At 61.6% G+C, this 16,298-nt stretch carries 18 protein-coding genes; 3 read left to right on the plus strand and 15 right to left on the minus strand.

What is annotated here, in order from left to right; translation table 11 throughout:
• Nucleotides 1-7: 7 nt before the first annotated feature.
• Genes hsaB through hsaA form a run of 4 tightly spaced genes read right to left on the minus strand, consistent with a single transcriptional unit; the run spans nt 8 to nt 3,555 of the window.
• Nucleotides 8-592, minus strand: coding sequence for a 3-hydroxy-9,10-secoandrosta-1,3,5(10)-triene-9,17-dione monooxygenase reductase subunit (gene hsaB, locus DBV08_RS22415; protein WP_003945677.1), 585 nt, complete (start codon nt 590-592; stop codon nt 8-10).
• Entirely contained in the window at nt 589-1,491 is a 903-nt protein-coding gene (gene hsaC, locus DBV08_RS22420; RefSeq protein WP_003945585.1) for an iron-dependent extradiol dioxygenase HsaC, read from the minus strand. The genes hsaB and hsaC overlap by 4 nt, the downstream gene beginning before the upstream one ends.
• The gene (gene hsaD / locus DBV08_RS22425; RefSeq protein ID WP_003945808.1) at nt 1,491-2,369 is read right to left on the minus strand and encodes a 4,5:9,10-diseco-3-hydroxy-5,9,17-trioxoandrosta-1(10),2-diene-4-oate hydrolase; all 879 of its coding nucleotides are present in this window, start codon (nt 2,367-2,369) and stop codon (nt 1,491-1,493) included. Before hsaD ends, hsaC begins: the two co-directional genes overlap by 1 nt.
• A 10-nt stretch (nt 2,370-2,379) precedes the next feature.
• The gene (gene hsaA, locus DBV08_RS22430; RefSeq protein ID WP_031332838.1) at nt 2,380-3,555 is read right to left on the minus strand and encodes a 3-hydroxy-9,10-secoandrosta-1,3,5(10)-triene-9,17-dione monooxygenase oxygenase subunit; all 1,176 of its coding nucleotides are present in this window, start codon (nt 3,553-3,555) and stop codon (nt 2,380-2,382) included.
• A 195-nt stretch (nt 3,556-3,750) separates the two neighbouring features.
• Between hsaA and DBV08_RS22435 the strand changes: the two genes are divergently transcribed.
• Nucleotides 3,751-4,911 (plus strand): Rieske 2Fe-2S domain-containing protein, encoded by a 1,161-nt coding sequence (locus DBV08_RS22435; RefSeq protein ID WP_095970936.1) that lies wholly within the window; start codon nt 3,751-3,753, stop codon nt 4,909-4,911.
• 2 nt (nt 4,912-4,913) lie between these two features.
• Nucleotides 4,914-5,285, plus strand: a complete 372-nt coding sequence (locus tag DBV08_RS22440) for a hypothetical protein (protein ID WP_007734099.1) — start codon at nt 4,914-4,916, stop codon at nt 5,283-5,285.
• Between the two features lie 73 nt (nt 5,286-5,358).
• Here the strand turns inward: DBV08_RS22440 and DBV08_RS22445 are convergent, their stop codons facing one another.
• From DBV08_RS22445 to DBV08_RS22470, 6 genes are all read right to left on the minus strand, one after another.
• Complete coding sequence (locus DBV08_RS22445) at nt 5,359-6,192, minus strand: hypothetical protein (RefSeq protein WP_124568880.1); 834 nt, start codon at nt 6,190-6,192, stop codon at nt 5,359-5,361.
• 196 nt (nt 6,193-6,388) lie between these two features.
• On the minus strand, nt 6,389-7,015 hold the full coding sequence (locus DBV08_RS22450; RefSeq protein WP_095970934.1) for a TetR/AcrR family transcriptional regulator: 627 nt from the start codon (nt 7,013-7,015) through the stop codon (nt 6,389-6,391).
• A 74-nt stretch (nt 7,016-7,089) separates the two neighbouring features.
• Complete coding sequence (locus tag DBV08_RS22455; RefSeq protein ID WP_124568881.1) at nt 7,090-8,346, minus strand: NAD(P)/FAD-dependent oxidoreductase; 1,257 nt, start codon at nt 8,344-8,346, stop codon at nt 7,090-7,092.
• Entirely contained in the window at nt 8,346-8,537 is a 192-nt protein-coding gene (locus DBV08_RS22460) for a rubredoxin (RefSeq protein ID WP_007734094.1), read from the minus strand. The genes DBV08_RS22455 and DBV08_RS22460 overlap by 1 nt, the downstream gene beginning before the upstream one ends.
• A gap of 30 nt (nt 8,538-8,567) precedes the next feature.
• Entirely contained in the window at nt 8,568-8,723 is a 156-nt protein-coding gene (locus DBV08_RS22465) for a rubredoxin (RefSeq protein WP_124569052.1), read from the minus strand.
• Between the two features lie 10 nt (nt 8,724-8,733).
• A complete protein-coding gene (locus tag DBV08_RS22470) occupies nt 8,734-9,909 on the minus strand; it encodes an alkane 1-monooxygenase (RefSeq protein ID WP_124568882.1) in 1,176 nt (391 codons plus the stop codon).
• Nucleotides 9,910-10,723: 814 nt separating this feature from the next.
• On the opposite strand from DBV08_RS22470, the gene DBV08_RS22480 reads away from it, so the two are divergent.
• The gene (locus DBV08_RS22480; RefSeq protein WP_124569053.1) at nt 10,724-12,331 is read left to right on the plus strand and encodes an FAD-dependent monooxygenase; all 1,608 of its coding nucleotides are present in this window, start codon (nt 10,724-10,726) and stop codon (nt 12,329-12,331) included.
• Here DBV08_RS22480 and DBV08_RS22485 read toward each other — a convergent pair.
• Genes DBV08_RS22485 through DBV08_RS22505 form a run of 5 tightly spaced genes read right to left on the minus strand, consistent with a single transcriptional unit; the run spans nt 12,318 to nt 16,295 of the window.
• Nucleotides 12,318-12,806, minus strand: coding sequence for a VOC family protein (locus DBV08_RS22485; RefSeq protein ID WP_124568883.1), 489 nt, complete (start codon nt 12,804-12,806; stop codon nt 12,318-12,320). The two genes, DBV08_RS22480 and DBV08_RS22485, sit on opposite strands and share 14 nt — an antisense overlap.
• Nucleotides 12,803-13,555: an SDR family NAD(P)-dependent oxidoreductase gene (locus tag DBV08_RS22490; RefSeq protein WP_124568884.1), complete on the minus strand. Its 753-nt coding sequence runs from the start codon at nt 13,553-13,555 to the stop codon at nt 12,803-12,805. The genes DBV08_RS22485 and DBV08_RS22490 overlap by 4 nt, the downstream gene beginning before the upstream one ends.
• Nucleotides 13,556-13,558: 3 nt before the next feature.
• Nucleotides 13,559-14,602: a 4-hydroxy-2-oxovalerate aldolase gene (gene dmpG / locus DBV08_RS22495; RefSeq protein WP_020906144.1), complete on the minus strand. Its 1,044-nt coding sequence runs from the start codon at nt 14,600-14,602 to the stop codon at nt 13,559-13,561.
• Nucleotides 14,599-15,501 carry an acetaldehyde dehydrogenase (acetylating) gene (locus DBV08_RS22500; RefSeq protein ID WP_124568885.1) on the minus strand — a complete coding sequence of 301 codons (903 nt, stop codon included), beginning with the start codon at nt 15,499-15,501 and terminating at the stop codon, nt 14,599-14,601. Before DBV08_RS22500 ends, dmpG begins: the two co-directional genes overlap by 4 nt.
• A gap of 8 nt (nt 15,502-15,509) precedes the next feature.
• On the minus strand, nt 15,510-16,295 hold the full coding sequence (locus DBV08_RS22505) for a 2-keto-4-pentenoate hydratase (RefSeq protein WP_124568886.1): 786 nt from the start codon (nt 16,293-16,295) through the stop codon (nt 15,510-15,512).
• Between the last annotated feature and the right edge of the window lie 3 nt (nt 16,296-16,298).

The raw sequence follows: 16,298 nt of genomic DNA on the forward strand, positions 1-16,298 counted from the left end.
CTTGCCCCTACAGCCAGGTATCTTCCGTCGTGGTCGTCAGGAAAGCTTCCAGATCGTCACGCCAGGTAGCCGGAACAGTCTTGTCCGGCTCGATGCCCGTGTACTGCCCGCGATAGAAGAGCAGCGGGCGTTCGGTCTTGATCTCACTCATCGACGACACACGTCCGAAGACGACGTAGTGATCACCGCCGTCGTGGACTGTTTCCACTGTGCAGTCGATGTGGGCAAGCGACTTGTCGATGATCGGCGAGCCCAACGGTGATGGCGTCCAATCGATACCCGCGAACTTGTCCGGCTCACGTGACCCGAAACGAGCACACACCGCCTGCTGTTCCTCCGCCAACACGTTGACGGCGAACTTCCCGGTCCGCTCGATTGCCGCCCACGACCGAGAACCCTTGGTGGGGCAGAACAACACCAAAGGCGGGTCGAGTGACAGGGCGGCAAAAGACTGACACGCGAACCCGACCGGCTCACCGTCGTCGACTGTCGTGATGATGGTGATACCCGTGCAGAATTGCCCGAGAACCGTGCGGAACTGGCGTGGATCGATGGCCTGTTCCGCACTCACCGACGCGTCGGGCGAACTCACGGCTTCATTCCCACCGTGAAGTCGTGACCCCACAGGCTCACGGCCGTGCTTTCCCTCGCGATCCAGTTTTCGTCCTCGACCTCTAGCCCCTCACAACCGAATTCGATGTCGAACCCGCCCGGAGTCTTCATGTAGAACGAAAGCATCTCGTCGTTGACGTGGCGACCGAGCGTCGCCGACATCTTGACCTTCTTGCGCAGTGCCCGGTCGAGGCACAGTCCGACGTCGTCGGAGTTCTCCACTTCGAGCATCAGGTGCACGATGCCCGTCGGGTTGGGCAACGGCAGGAACGCCAAGCTGTGGTGACGCGGGTTGCAGCCGAGGAACCTCAGCCACGCCGGGTCGCCGTCCGCGGGTCGGCCGACCATCTGCGGAGGCAGACGCATCGAATCGCGAAGTTTGAATCCGAGTACGTCGCGGTAGAACCGCAGCGAGGCGTCGTCGTCATCGGTGGTGAGCACGACGTGACCGAGGCCCTGCTCCCCCGTCACGAACCTGTGTCCGTACGGGCTCACGATCCGACGATGTTCGAGAGCAGCGCCGTGGAACACCTCGAGGGAGTTACCCGAGGTGTCCTCGAACGCGATCATCTCGACGACGCGACGGTCCTTGAGCTGCTCCGCCGTCCCTTCCTTGAACGGAACACCGGCTGCCGACAATCTGTCACGGATATCCTGCAGCTCAGCCGCATTCGCGGTTTCCCAGCCCGAGACGAGCAGACGGTCGGTGTCGTTCGGAACGATGACAAGACGCGCCGGGAAGTCGTCCATACGCAGATACAGCGATTCCGCGTCGACGCCCTTGCCCTCGATCATTCCGAGGATCTTGAGTCCGTACTCGCGCCACGCAGCCATGTCGGTGGCCCCGATGCGCATGTACGCCAGAGATCGAATACCCATCATTTACCTCCGTCGAGCAGGAAGTCGGTTGCGAGCCGGTTGAATTCGTCGAACTTCTCGAGCTGCGCCCAGTGACCGCAACCGCCGAAGACGTGGAGCTGCGCGCGCGGGATCATCTTGAGCGCAACCAGTGCGCCGTCGAGAGGGTTGACCCGATCCTCACGGCCCCAGATCAGCAACACACGCTGACGCAGCTTGTACGCCTCGCGCCAGAGCATGCCGAGCTCGAAGTCACCACTGGAGAAGGACTTACCCATCGCCTTGGCCGCAGCGAGCGACTCGGGAGTGCTGGCCGCAGCAAAACGTTCGTCGACGAGTTCCGGCGTGATCAGCTTCTGATCGAAGACCATGATCCGCAGGAACGCTTCGAGGTTCTCACGTGTGGGCTGGTAGCTGAACTTCCCGAGGTTCTTGACGCCCTCGGTGGGGTCCGGCGCAAACAGGTTGACACTGAGACCGCCGGGGCCCATCAGAACGAGGCGACCGGCGCGGTCCGGGTAGTCGAGCGCAAAGCGAACAGCAGCGCCACCACCGAGCGAATTGCCCAGCAGATCAACGCGACCGGTGATCTCGAGCGTATCCAGGAGATCGTTGAGCGCCGACGCACTGTGCACGAAGTACTGCGGATGCTCCGTCGGCTTGTCGGACTGCCCGTAACCGGGCTGATCGACCGCGATGACGTGAAAGCTCTTCGCCAACACCGGAATGTTGCGGGCGAAGTTAGACCACGACGACGCGCCTGGGCCACCGCCGTGCAGCAGCACGATGGTCTTGTCGTTTCCGACGCCTGCCTCGTGGAAGTGCAGTTTCAGATCGGGGCGCACTTGCGCGAACCGCGAAGTGGACTCGTAGGTGAGAGCTTCTTCGGTGGTTGTCACTGAGCCTCCTCTAGACCATCGTGTCGGTGATCGGCAGACCGAATTCGCCGGTTCCGAACATGACGTATGCGCGTTCGGGATCGTTCGCGGCGTGGACGCGACCAGCGTGAGCGTCGCGCCAGAAACGCTGAATCGGAGTGCCGTTCTGCAGTGCCGTGGCACCGGAGTTCTCGAAGAGCTTGTCGATCGAGGCGATCGCACGGCCAGTGGCGCGCACCTGGTCGCGTCGAGCGCGCAGACGCAGTTCCATCGGAACCTCTTCGCCCGCAAGGATCAACGCGTACTCGTCGGCGACGTTGCCGGAGAGCTGACGCCACGCGGCGTCGATGTCGCTGGATGCCTCGGCGATGCGCACCTTGGCGAACGGATCGTCCTTCGACTTCTCTCCGGCGAACGCAGCGCGAACGCGCTTGCCCTGGTGCTCGACGTGCGCTTCGTAAGCGCCGTACGCCATTCCGACGATCGGCGCCGAGATCGTGGTGGGGTGAATGGTTCCCCACGGCATCTTGTAGACCGGTGCAGTGTTCTTCTCGAGGCCCGGGGCGGTCAATTCGCTCATCGCCCGGAAGCTCAGAACGCGATGCTTGGGAACAAAAACATCCTTGACCACAACGGTATTGGAGCCGGTTCCACGCAGGCCGACCACATTCCACACGTCGTCGATCTGGTAGTCCTCGCGAGGAATCAGGTAGCTCACGAAATCGACTGCGCGGCCGTCCTTGAACACCGGACCACCGAGAACGGCCCAGCTGGCATGGTCACAACCCGAGGACCACGCCCACGCACCGTTGACCTTGTATCCGCCCTCGACTACTTCACCCATACCCATCGGAGCGTAAGAGGACGAGATGCGCACGTCAGTGTCGTTGCCCCACACGTCTTCCTGCGCCTGCTGAGAGAAGAGGGCGAGGTGCCAGTTGTGTACGCCGATGATCGAGGAGACCCACCCTGTGGAACCGCACGCGCTGGCGATCTTCTTGACCGCGGAGTAGAACAGCACCGGATCGGCTTCGTATCCGCCCCACTGCTTCGGCTGCAGCAAGCGGAAGAAGCCTGTTTCCTGGAGTCCCTTGATGGACTCGTCGGGGATACGACGCAGATCCTCGGTCTCCTGTGCGCGCTCGCGCAGTGCCGGCAGTAGTGCGTCGAGCCTCTGCATCACCTCGTGGCTGTCATGGTTACCCACTTCGACGCTCCCGTCTTCCTCGATCGGTTGGTTCACTTACACTTGAGACTAGAACACGTTCTCTTTTCTGTCGAGACGCTGACAAAGGTCCCGTTTGTGGCCGCAATGCTGTAACAAGTGCCCCCAAAATCTGGCGGAACCGGATCGAGTTCTATAACGTGTTCTACTAACAGCTAGAAGGGATGTGAGGTCACAATGGCGCAGATTCGCGAGATCGACGTCGGAACGGTGCAGACTCGTTTCGCCCGCGGTTGGCACTGCCTGGGTCTACTGAAGACCTTCAAGGACGGCAAACCGCACGCGATCGAGGCTTTCGGTACGAAGCTCGTGGTGTTCGCCGACAGCAAGGGCGACATCAAAGTTCTCGACGGATACTGCCGTCACATGGGCGGTGACCTCACACAAGGCGAGGTCAAGGGCGATTCCGTCGCCTGCCCCTTCCACGACTGGCGCTGGGGCGGCAACGGCAAATGCACCGGCATTCCTTATGCCCGCCGCGTGCCTCCGCTCGCACGTACCCGCGCGTGGACGACCCTCGAGCAGAACGGTCAGCTCTTCGTCTGGAACGACCCCGAGGGCAACCCACCGCCCGAGGAGATCGTGATTCCCCGTATCGAGGGCGCGTACAGCGACGAATGGACCGACTGGACCTGGAACTCCATGGTCATCGAGGGTTCCAACTGCCGCGAGATCATCGACAACGTGGTCGACATGGCGCACTTCTACTACATCCACTACGCCTTCCCGACGTACTTCAAGAACGTCTTCGAAGGTGAGATCGCCACTCAGTACCTCAACACCACAGGCCGTCCCGACATCGGAATGGCCTCCCAGTACGGCGGCGACACGCTTCTTCGCTCCGAAGCTGCGTATTACGGGCCGTCGTACATGGTCAATCCCCTGTGGAACAGCTACAGCGGATACGAGGTCGAGAGTGTTCTGATCAACTGCCACTACCCGATCAGCCCGGACTCGTTCGTGCTGCAGTGGGGCGTGACGGTCAAGAAGCCGACGGGTGTCTCCGACGAGATGGCCGACAAGTTGGCCGGCAAGTTCACCGAGGGCATCAGCGAGGGCTTCCTACAGGACGTCGCGATCTGGAAGAACAAGACCAAGATCGAGAATCCCCTTCTCTGCGAAGAAGACGGCCCCGTCTACCAGCTACGACGCTGGTACGAGCAGTTCTACGTGGACAAGGCCGACGTCACCGAGAAGATGACGCAGCGCTTCGAGTTCGAGGTGGACACCACCAAGGCAAACGAAGCCTGGCACGCCGAGGTCGAGGAAAACCTCGCACGCCAGAAGGCCGAGAAGGAAGCCGCAGCAGAAGCGGCAAAGAAGGAAGCAGAGGTCTAGTCGTGAGCGCCTCGATCGGAACCGACGCACGGTGGGCTCGTTGGGCCAAGGCACCGGACTTTGCCGGGCAAACGGAACGGCTCGAGGCGATCGCGGCCCAGACGATCGAGGACAAGCACGAATACCTCGACTCGGGTCTGCAGGAAGTCGACTGCAAGGCATGCGGTGCCTGCGTACTTGTTCGCAAGAACACGTACAAGCACACCAGCGTGCAGTGGACTTCCGACCCGGCGCTGCGTTGCCACACCTTCAAAGAGGCCATTGCGTCCGGACAGTCGACGGCGTTGAAAGACGGTTGCCCGAAACTGCACGACAGCATCGCCGACGCAGTAAGGGACGGCACCATCACGGTGCGTGATCCCGAGGTCAGCTGACCCGATTGTGCAGAACGAGGGCCGACCCACCACGGGTCGGCCCTCGTTGTGCGTTCCGGCAACTGTGCGTCTGTCAGGCAGGCGGTCGCACTTTCCGTGCAGCCACCGCATAGACGTCGCTCGACGTGGTGAGCGAGTTCTTTCCGCTGACTGCCGGCACTCCCCCACGGAGATTCACCGCCCAGTTGAGCGCACCCAGTGGTCCGCATCCGCTAGCCCCCGGCGCCGCAAACGCAGCATCCGAATGTGGGACTGCCGGAAACACTGCACCCGGGAACTCACCGATGGGTTCCGATGGCGGGTTGCCTGTTGTCGTCAGGTGAAGGTTGATCGGATTCGAGATCGAACCGATGTAGCAATCGTCGCCCAGCAACGGATTCGACAGTTTCAAGCGGACCGGCATCGTGAGTTCCTGCTCGAGGACCTTCAGATCCGGGACTCCCACCGATTCGACTGTCGCGCTGATCTGAGTCAATCCGAGCGGAGTATCGATCCCGAGCGCACCCCCTGGCACCGAAATCGGGTTGGAATAGACCCCGTTGGACCCGTCCTGCTTGGCGACAAAGGTCTCGACGAAACTGTTGTCGGGCTGGGTCGCGTATTTCACCCCGCCCGCAACCTTGAGACTGCCGTCCGGGATCGGCACCGAAAGTGCACCCAATTTCATGGTCCCTCCCCGCACCACGACGGTGGCGCACGTCGTCACCTCGAGATCCTCGATCGGGCACGTGCCCCAACCGTCGAAGGTCAACGGATCAACCTCCGGCGCACTGGAGGAACCGAGTGATCCTCCCCCGGAGGACCCTGACGAGGATTCGTCGGCGACTGCCACACCTGCCCCGGCCATGACAAACCATGCAACTACCACAACGGTCGACGCCACTCGAGATTTATTGCGGCTCTTCAACTTCGAATTCCTCCATCGTTGACGGAACTTCACGAGAGCCACCCCTGCGGATCGCACCTCGATCTACGCCCGGCACGCTACCGAGAAGTGAGACGCGGATTCACACATAACAGCGATATTTCCCACCAAAGAACTACGGCGATCACGCTCGATCGAACTTCCGTCCTAGCTCGGAAACCGTATCGATCCCATTGGCTCAGTTCGGTTCGACTGCTCCCGAACCGATGACCTGATCGAGGAACGGCCCGAACATCTCCCCCAGGTTCTCGGCGATCTGATCGGGAGTACCGAAGGACAACGTCACGTGACTGATCGCGAGACGCACTATCGTGCTGCCGAACATCTCGGCATGGACGCGGTCGACGTTCGCCCAACTGGTCATGAAGATCTCGGCCAACCTCGCGCTCGCATGTTCGAGCAGCGGAGTCCCGTCGGTGGTGACCAGGCTCAGCAGGTCATGTTGCGGGCGAGGACCGACAATGCTGACCACCATCGGATCCCGGGCACCGGCGTCGAAAAAGGCACGGAAGGCTGCCGAGACCGCGCCCCGCGGATCCGAATGATGCAGCGTTACTTCACGTTCCACTTCTTCGAGAAACTCGTCGACAAACCGGATGAGGTATCCGGACGCCAACCCCTGCCGGGACGTGAACTCCTTGTACAACGTCTGCCGGCTCATACCCGCAGCTTCCGCGATATGCGCCATGGTGATGTCGTTCCACGATTTCTCGGTCAAGAGTTCGCGTGTGGCGTCGAGCGCTGACGCACGGAGAAGTTGACGAGCTGCCTCGTGGTACGGGACACGGGCACGAGCGGTGGACATATCGGGAAGATTTCCATCGCCCGTGCTCGGTGTCAAAACGGTGGACACGCAAGCCACAGAAGTCACGAGTGCACTCAGCGCACCGGTGAGGCGACAAGACCCGCCGCAAGTTCGGTCAGATCCCTGTTTGTATCGGCGAGTACGTCGGCGCTGAGGTCCGGGGAGCGTTCGATCATGGTTCGGACGGCGCGAATGTCCTTCGGCCGCCCCACGCTCACAGCACCGACGATATTTCCGTCGCGCGTGCAGATCGCGGTGAAATCGTAGGAGTCCAAGTCTCCGCGGACGATCACGGTGTCATCGGCACCTGGCCAACCGGCTACCTGGATGTTGCGGCCGAATTGGTTCGACCAACTCCACGGGACGGATTCGAAAGGTTCATCCTTTCCCACGATGGTCTTGGCAACTGCGACGCCGTGGTCCTGCGCAGTGTTCCAGTGCTCACCACGGTGCATGCCGCCGAGAAAACCGTTGGGCACGTTGGCTACATCTCCGATCGCGTACACACCATCGACAGACGTCCTGAGGTATCGGTCGACCGAAATCCCGTTGTCCACCGCAATACCCGCCGCAGCAGCCACATCGGTATCGGGCAAGGATCCGATTGCGACGACGGCCAAGTCCGCCGTCCACTCGCGTCCGTCACGCGCACGTGCGGTGACACCGTCGACACCTGCAGTAAGCGTCTCGAGATCGACTCCCGTCTGAAGGTCGACGCCCGCGAAGTTGTGCAGCGCAGCGATCCGCTCCGCTATCGACGGTGGTAGCAACCGGGACAGGGGCAGTGGCTGGGCTTCGAGAACCTGCACACTGCAACCCAAGTCGCGTGCGGTCGATGCCACCTCGGATCCGATCAATCCGCCACCGACAACCAGCAGCGAGGATCCTTCGGCCAGCTGAGATTGCAAGCGTCGCATGTCTGCGATATCCCGAAGATAGTGAACGCGCTCGGAATCGTCCGCGGCCAACCGTCGGGACCGTCCACCCGTGGCAAGAATCAGAACGTCGAAGTCGATGCTCTCGGCGTCGTCCAAATGTACTGTGCGGGTATCGGTGTCGATACTCGTGACAGTCTTGCCGATCCGGAGGTCGATGCCCTCCTCGCTCCAGAACGTCGAGGGCCGCAACCGAACCCGATCGATCGACGCTTTCCCGGACAGAAGTTCTTTCGACAACGCCGGGCGTCGGTACGGCTCCTCGGGTTCGCTGCCGATCAGGATGATGCTGCCGCCGAACCCTTCCTTGCGCAGGGCCTGCGCCGCACCGGCACCGGCGATGCCCGTGCCCACGATCACCACGGTGCGTGTGTCGGACTCGCGGACCGCTGTCATCAGCGGTCCACCTCGACCATCTCGAAATCGACTTTGGCAGCACCACAATCAGGGCAGGACCAGTCTTCGGGAATCTCGTCCCAGCGAGTGCCCGGCTCGATACCGTCGTCGGGCCAGCCGATCGCTTCGTCGTATTCGAACCCGCACTGGAGGCAGCGGAACAATTTGTAAGCAGTGGCAGTCTCGGACATCGGTTTTCCTTTCGTCGGTGGGTAGTTCGATCAGGATTGCGCGACGAGCGTGAAGTCGACCTTCTCGCGGACGCCGCAGTCGGGGCAGCACCAGTCGTCCGGGATACTCGACCATGGCGTGCCGGGCGGAAAGCCCTCTCGCGCAGCACCTGTCGATTCGGTGTACGTGTAATCACAGATCGGCAGATGTAGGCGTTCATGCGTTCACCCCGTAGGCCGCGAGGATCTTGGCCCGCTTCTTCGGCGCGATGTTGACCTGGGTGATGTCACCTCGGTAGTGCGCGAGGACGCGGTGATCCATCACCTTGCGCCACAAGGGCGGAACTGTGGCGAGCATGATCATGCTGGCGTACCCGCTCGGGAGCTGAGGTGCCTCTTCCATGCTGCGAAGCGCCTGGTAGCGACGCGTCGGGTTCGCATGGTGATCGCTGTGCCGCTGCAGGTGATAGAGAAAGACGTTGGTGCAGATGCGATCACTGTTCCAGCTGTGCGCCGGCGTGCATCGCTCGTACCGTCCGCTTGCGGTTTTCTGACGCAGGAGTCCGTAGTGCTCGAGGTAGTTGATCGCTTCGAGCAGCGAGAATCCGATGAAGGCCTGGATCACGAGGTACGGCGCAATACCGATCCCGAACACTGCAAGCGCGACACCGAACAGAACAACCGACATGAGCCAGGCGTTGAGAACGTCGTTCTTGATACTCCAGTGTGTGGTGCCCAAACGCTCGAAGCGGGTCTTCTCGAGATGCCACGCCGACTTCAATCCCCCGGCGACGCTGCGCGGCCAGAAACCGTAGAGGGTCTCACCGAAGCGCGAGGTCGCCGGATCTTCCGGAGTCGACACTCGCACATGGTGGCCACGGTTGTGCTCGAGGTAGAAGTGACCGTAAGCACTTTGTGCGAGAACGATTTTGGACAACCAGCGCTCGACGCTTTCCTTCTTGTGCCCGAGTTCGTGGGCGGTGTTGATGCCGATTCCGGCCGTCACACCGATCGTCACTGCGAGTCCGATATTGGAGAGAACGCTCAAATCCCAACGCGCCCAGATGTAGCAGGACAGGAAGAAGGCCGTGTATTGCAGCGGCAGATAGGCGTAGGTGCACCACCGGTAGAAGCGGTCGTTCTCGAGTTCGTCGATCACCTCGTCGGGCGGATTTTTCCCGTCCTCGCCCGCCAGAATATCGATGACAGGAATGAGGGCAAAAGCAATCAGCGGGCCGGTCCACCAGAAGACATTCCATCCGGTGGCGGTAACAAGCCCCACTGCGATGAAAGTTGCCGATGACGGAATCAGCGCCAACAGCCATAGGTAGCGTTTCCGGTCTCTCCAAGTTGCGAGCCGACCATCTGGCTCGGTGTACACCAACGCCGCCATCGAATTCTCCAGTTCTCGTTCGAATCAGTGAGTGCGTCCTGCGCGGCAATCCGCGACACGAACAACATCTATGTATAGAGAGTGGACAAATTGCGGTCTTTTGTCAACGATTTTGAGGGTAAAAGTTTTACAAACACGCAAATTTGTACAAAGCAGCGACCTTTCCAGCCGGGCTGATCGCAAATCTTCCACCACCGGGCCACGCTCGGTACAAAAGCGGAATGGGGACGTCAAAGTGCGCCATATGCGCCAAGCACCGAGGAACAGGTCCGCTCGTCAGCCCTCGAATTTTCGAGGACGACTTCGTTGTTGTCACCCATCGACCCCCTCCACCACACGGACGTTCGGTTCCTGGATATGTGTTCGTCGAGACCCGTCGACACGTGTCCGGGTTGCCCTCACTATCCGAGCCTGAAGCACTCGCCATCGCACGCGCGGTCAGGCGCGTCTCACGTGCTCTCGACTCGGAATTAACTCCGGAATTCGTGTTCTCCGCGATCGCCGGGCTAAGCGTCCCCCACTTTCATCAGCACGTTTTCGTCAGGCCTTTCGGCGCTCCCAGTTCACTGAGTTGGAACGACGTTGATTCATGGGACGACGCGCCACGCGTCGGCGAGGCCGAGCTCGCGCTCCTGTGCGGGCGAATCTCAGCTAGCTTCGAACCCGAGCACTAGCGCAAGACAATCGGAGCGCGTTCGGACCGTCCAGTGAGAGACACAAGCTCTCGATGTCCGATTTGCGCGAATTTCCCCAAAACAAAAGTTCGCTTACCCATACTGAAATGACCGACTGTCCTCGACGTGAGTGGGTCCTCATGGATACCGACGTATTGGTAGCGGGCGCCGGCCCGATCGGATTGACCACCGCGATCGAGCTGCGCAGACGCGGTATCTCATGTCGGATAATCGACCCCCTCGACGAACCGCGGCAATACGCGAAAGCCGTCGGGATTCAGCCACGCACTCTCGAACTCTTCGAGAACATGGGGGTGCTCCGCCAGGCGCTTGATGCCTCGACATTGATGCGCGGTCAAATCATGTACACGAACGGCGTCGAGGTCGGCCGCGTCGACCTCACCCTCCCCGAGGACGTCCCTTACTGGTTCCTCTGCCTGCCCCAGTATTCGACGGAGCGCATCCTCACCGAGCGCCTCGCCGAATTGGGGACAACCGTCGAACGCGGAGTCGGCCTTACCGCATTCGAACAATCCGACGACGGCGTCACCTGCACACTCAGCGACGGCAGCACCGTGACAGCCCGGTACCTGGTGGGTTCCGACGGCGCTCACAGCGTGGTCCGCAAAGGGCTTGGCCTGAGCTTCGAGGGCGGCGCGTTTGCGGAAAGCTACATGCTCGGTGACGTCGAAGTCGACTGGTCGATCCCCAGCGGCTACTCCGTCCGCGCCAACCACACCACCGACGACGGAACCACCGACGACCTACTCGTCTGCATCCCACTTCCCGGACACAAGCGGTACCGCATGTCGATGCTCGTTCCGGACGATTTGATGCCGGACGAATCGTCGAACAAAGCCTCTGTACAACACGGTTTTTCAACCGGCACGACACCTGAACTCCATCACATCCAGGCCGTACTCGACAGACTGTCCCCAGAACCGACAACCGCCTCGATGCTGCGATGGTCCTCGGTCTTCCGCATCAGCCACCGCATCGTCGACGCTTACGGTCGCGGACGGGTTTTTGTCGCCGGCGACGCCGCGCACATCCATCCCCCGACTGGAGCGCAGGGCATGAACACCGGCATCCAAGACGCCCACAATCTCGCATGGAAGGTAGCGCTCGCCGTCAAAGGCGTTGCAACAACAGATCTTCTCGGGACCTACGATGCCGAAAGACGTCCGGTCGGTGAAGAAGTCGTCGGGATGACCGTCCGAAATGCTCGAGAAGGAATCGGTTCGGGAGAGTCTTCCATCGACACGGCAATGCGGCGCCAGGCTCAACTGTTGATCGACTACTCGGAGAGTCCGCTGAACACCGGGCGTGATTCTTCGAGTCCACACGTCCAACCGGGCGAGCGTGCACCCGATGCACGCGGAATGCGCCGAGACGGTGTGCAGTATCCAATTCGGTTGTTCGACTTGCTGTCCGGAGTCGACCACACGTTACTGCTGACTTCGGACGGATCCGCAGAGAGCATCAACAGCCTCGAGAAGGTCGCCGACGCCGCCATTCGATCAGCGCACGGCATGTTGGACGTCTACGCGATAGTGCCACCGGGAACCGTGACCGTCGATTCGTTGGTGCCTATCATCGAGGACAACGACTCGCAGCTATGCGCCGCGTATGGGGTCGAAGGTACGGCGGCGCTGGTCATTCGCCCCGACGGCTACCTCGGATTCCGTGGTCACCCGGAGAACGTTTCCGACTACTTCGCGAAAGCGTTTGCCGTCAATCAGGAATGAGCGAAGCGAACATCAACCGGATCTCGGGTGAGAGCTTCATCAACTCGACGTATCCACCCAACGGCCCGGCGTCGAGGTAGGAGAACTCCATGCCGGCGCCCTCTACCCGACCCTGTTGCACCACCGGCATTTCGCGACGCTCGGCTTCGATCAGCGTGGCCTCGTAATCGTCTGGAACCCAGGCCATGTGATGAACTCCGACGCCGTGGGCCTCCAGGAACTCCGTGTAGAGGTTGCGTCCGGACACGGGTTGAATCAGCTCGAGCTGTTGGCCGCCGGCATATCCGATCGACACGTGGACAACGTAGTCGGCAGGCTCACCTCGATACGTTGTGGTCTCGGGACCGAAGGCGATGTCTGGCATACGCAGCCACCGCTCCGCTCCCCACTGCCGAGTGAACTCCTGTTCGGCAGCCTCGATGTCCTCGACCACCCAGCAGATCTGGAAGATCGGTCCCGAGACCAAGGGGGTCATGCCATTTTTCCGTTGTCCACCGAGTAGACGGCCCCGTGTATCGCCGAGGCGTCGTCGGAGGCCACGAAAGCCACCATCTTCGCAACGTCCTCGGCTTCCATCAAGCCTCGCGGCGATGCAACCTTCATGACGAGATCGAAGTCGACTCCGTCGGGGAAGGTGAATCCGGTGACTTGAGGAGTCATCATGCCGCCGGGGCAGATTGCGTTGACCCGCAGAGACTTTCCGGTGAATTCCATCGCCATCGCCCGGGTCAGACCGATGAGTCCGTGCTTGGCAGCGCAGTATCCAGCCGAGTACGCCTGCCCTTCCAGCCCCGCGATCGAGGAGACGTTGACGATGTTGCCGCCCCGTTTCAGCAAGTGTGGCAATGCTGCGCGGGAAAGGAAGAACGGTCCGTTCAGATTGACCGCAAGGTCATGTGCCCATTCGGAATCCGCAATATCCGCCGTATGACGAAGCGAGTGGGATCCCGCCACGTTGACGAGGATGTCGATACCACCGAGCGCTTCGACGCACGCCTGCACGGCCGCATCACACTGAGCGGAATCCGAGACGTCCGTCGCCGCGAAACGACGCTCTCCATCCGCGCCGACCACCTCGACCATCGACTGTCGCAGCTTTTCCTTGTCACGGGCGATACCGAAAACCTGTGCGCCCCTGCGGTGGAGTATCTCGGCCACCGCGCGCCCCAGCCCTGAGGACGCGCCGGTCACCAAGGCCACTTTTCCGGCCAGTACGTCTGCCATGGGCTAGGAAGCCGCTGCTTCGCGCTGGAGTTCCAGTGCGATGTCGATCAACTGATCTTCCTGGCCGCCGACCAACTTGCGCTTGCCTGCGCGTACCAACAGCTCCGCGGACGACACTCCGTACCGCTCGGCCTGACGCTCGGCATGCTTGAGGAAGCTCGAGTACACGCCGGCGTAGCCCATCATCAGTGCCTGACGATCGAGCAGGCATTCCTGCGGCATTGCCGGGCGCACAACGTCTTCGGCTGCATCGGCGATCGCGAAGAAGTCGATACCGGTCTTGACGCCGATCTTGTCGCAGACACCGACGAAGGCCTCGACCGGGGCGTTGCCGGCGCCGGCACCGAAACGGCGGGTGCTGCCGTCGATCTGCTTGGCTCCCGCACGCACTGCCGCGATGGAATTGGCGACGCCCAGGCCCAGGTTCTCGTGGCCGTGGAAGCCGACCTGAGCGTCGTTGCCGAGTTCCTGAACCAGCGCCTCGACGCGATCGGATACCTGCTCGAGTACCAGCGCGCCGGCCGAGTCGACCACGTACACACACTGGCAACCCGCGTCGGCCATGATGCGGGCCTGCTTGGCCAGCTTCTCCGGCGGAATCGAGTGAGCCATCATGAGGAATCCGACGGTTTCGAGTCCACGCTCACGCGCGAGACCGAAGTGCTGGATGGATACGTCCGCCTCGGTGCAGTGAGTTGCGATGCGGCAGATGGACGCACCGTTGTCCTGCGCAATGACGATGTCGTCCTTGATGCCCAGCCCGGGCAGCATCAGGAAGGCGATCTTCGCGTTTGTCGCGGTCTCGACGGCAGCTTTGATGAGTTCCTGCTCGGGAGTCTTCGAGAAGCCGTAATTGAAGGAGGATCCGCCGAGACCGTCGCCGTGGGTGACCTCGATGACCGGCACTCCGGCTCCGTCGAGGGCACCGACGATGGCCCGTACTTCTTCGACGGTGAACTGATGACGCTTGTGGTGGGAGCCATCGCGCAGCGATGTGTCGGTGACGCGGATGTCCCAGCTCGAATCGAAATGAATCATGTCGCTCATGCCTTCACACTCAGAAGCTTCTGGGCGATTTCCTCGCCCACCTTGGTGGCTGCTGCCGTCATGATGTCGAGGTTGCCCGCGTACGGGGGCAGGAAGTCGCCTGCGCCTTCGACCTCGACGAACGTGGTGACCGTGGCATAGCCACCGGAAACGACGCTCGGTTCGTCGAACTGCGGTTCGTTGAGCAACCGGTAACCCGGCACGTACTGCTGGATGTCCTTGACGACGCGGTGAATTGAGTCGGTGATCGCGGCCCGATCGGCGTCCTCAGGGATAGCGCAGAAGATGGTGTCGCGCATGATCATCGGCGGGTCTGCGGGGTTGAGGATGATGATCGCCTTGCCGCGCTGTGCGCCGCCGATGGTCTCGATACCGCGGCTGGTGGTCTTGGTGAACTCGTCGATGTTCGCGCGAGTTCCCGGGCCGGCGGACAACGACGCCACGGAGGCGACGATCTCGGCGTATGCCACGTCGACGACACGCGATACCGCGTAGACGATCGGAATGGTTGCCTGCCCACCGCACGTGATCATGTTGACGTTGGGCGCGTCGAGGTGCTCGCGCAGGTTCGCGGGCGGAACCACAGCCGGGCCGACCGCGGCCGGAGTCAGGTCGACGGCACGGATACCGGCGGCCTCGTAGCGGGGTGCTGCCTCGCGGTGCACGTATGCCGACGTCGCCTCGAAGACCAGGTCCGGTTTCTCCGCCTGGCTGAGCAACCAGTCGACGCCCTCGGCGGAGGTCTCGAGTCCCATCTTGCGAGCGCGTGCCAATCCTTCACTCTCGGGATCGATTCCGATCATCCATCGCGGCTCGAGCCACTCGGAGCGCTGCAGTTTGTACAACAGATCGGTGCTGATGTTTCCCGATCCGACGATCGCCACACTTGCCTTGGTCATGACTACTCCTACGTGAACTGAAGAGAGACGGAGCCGAGGCCGCTGAACTCGGCTCGGAAGTTGTCGCCTGGATGAGCGTCGATCGCTCGCGTGCACGAACCCGGCAGAACGATGTCGCCGGCCTTGAGCCGAACCCCGAACGTGTCGACCTTCTGCGCCAACCACGCGACAGCGGTGACCGGGTTCCCGAGAACCGCATCGCTGCGCCCCTCCGCAATCCGCTCGCCGTTGCAGGTCAGCACCGCGTCGATCGCCTTGATGTCGATGTCCGACGGGCGAACTCGTTCCTTGCCGAGGATGAACCCCGCCGAGGAGGCATTGTCCGCGATGGTGTCCGAGAGGCCGATCTTCCAGTCCTTGATCCGGCTGTCGATCAATTCGATGGACGGCGCATAGGCGACAGTGGCGTCGATGACGTCTTGTTCGGTACACCCGGCGCCCGGCAGATCTGCTCCCAGAATGAAGGCGACCTCCACCTCGACGCGTGGGAAGCAGAACCGCGAGGTGTCGACCGGACGGTTCTCGAACTCTTCCATCTCGGCAAGCAGATGACCGTAATCGGGCTCGTCGACGCCCATCATCTGCTGCATCGCCAGTGACGAGAGCCCGACCTTGTGTCCGACCACCTTTGCGCCACCGGCAACTCGACGCCGGATGTTGATGAGCTGGATCTCGTAGGCATCGACGACATCTATTTCCGGATAGTCGGCGATCAGCGGACTGATCGGAGCGCGGTCCCGTTCCGCCGAATCGAGATGGTCGGCAAGTTCGCCGCGGATCTGCGTCGAGAGCATCGA

The sequence above is a fragment of the Rhodococcus sp. KBW08 genome (assembly GCF_003852455.1).
Lineage (GTDB): Bacteria > Actinomycetota > Actinomycetes > Mycobacteriales > Mycobacteriaceae > Rhodococcus_F > Rhodococcus_F baikonurensis.

Bases quoted from the DNA above. Each gene is read 5' to 3' on its own strand.
- hsaC (WP_003945585.1), bottom strand. From the start codon at position 1,491: ATGGGTATTCGATCTCTGGCGTACATGCGCATCGGGGCCACCGACATG.
- DBV08_RS22435 (WP_095970936.1), top strand. From the start codon at position 3,751: ATGGCGCAGATTCGCGAGATCGACGTCGGAACGGTGCAGACTCGTTTC.
- DBV08_RS22450 (WP_095970934.1), bottom strand. From the start codon at position 7,015: ATGTCCACCGCTCGTGCCCGTGTCCCGTACCACGAGGCAGCTCGTCAA.
- DBV08_RS22455 (WP_124568881.1), bottom strand. From the start codon at position 8,346: ATGACAGCGGTCCGCGAGTCCGACACACGCACCGTGGTGATCGTGGGC.
- DBV08_RS22460 (WP_007734094.1), bottom strand. From the start codon at position 8,537: ATGTCCGAGACTGCCACTGCTTACAAATTGTTCCGCTGCCTCCAGTGC.
- DBV08_RS22470 (WP_124568882.1), bottom strand. From the start codon at position 9,909: ATGGCGGCGTTGGTGTACACCGAGCCAGATGGTCGGCTCGCAACTTGG.
- DBV08_RS22480 (WP_124569053.1), top strand. From the start codon at position 10,724: ATGGATACCGACGTATTGGTAGCGGGCGCCGGCCCGATCGGATTGACC.
- DBV08_RS22485 (WP_124568883.1), bottom strand. From the start codon at position 12,806: ATGACCCCCTTGGTCTCGGGACCGATCTTCCAGATCTGCTGGGTGGTC.
- DBV08_RS22490 (WP_124568884.1), bottom strand. From the start codon at position 13,555: ATGGCAGACGTACTGGCCGGAAAAGTGGCCTTGGTGACCGGCGCGTCC.
- dmpG (WP_020906144.1), bottom strand. From the start codon at position 14,602: ATGAGCGACATGATTCATTTCGATTCGAGCTGGGACATCCGCGTCACC.
- DBV08_RS22500 (WP_124568885.1), bottom strand. From the start codon at position 15,501: ATGACCAAGGCAAGTGTGGCGATCGTCGGATCGGGAAACATCAGCACC.
- DBV08_RS22505 (WP_124568886.1), bottom strand. From the start codon at position 16,295: ATGCTCTCGACGCAGATCCGCGGCGAACTTGCCGACCATCTCGATTCG.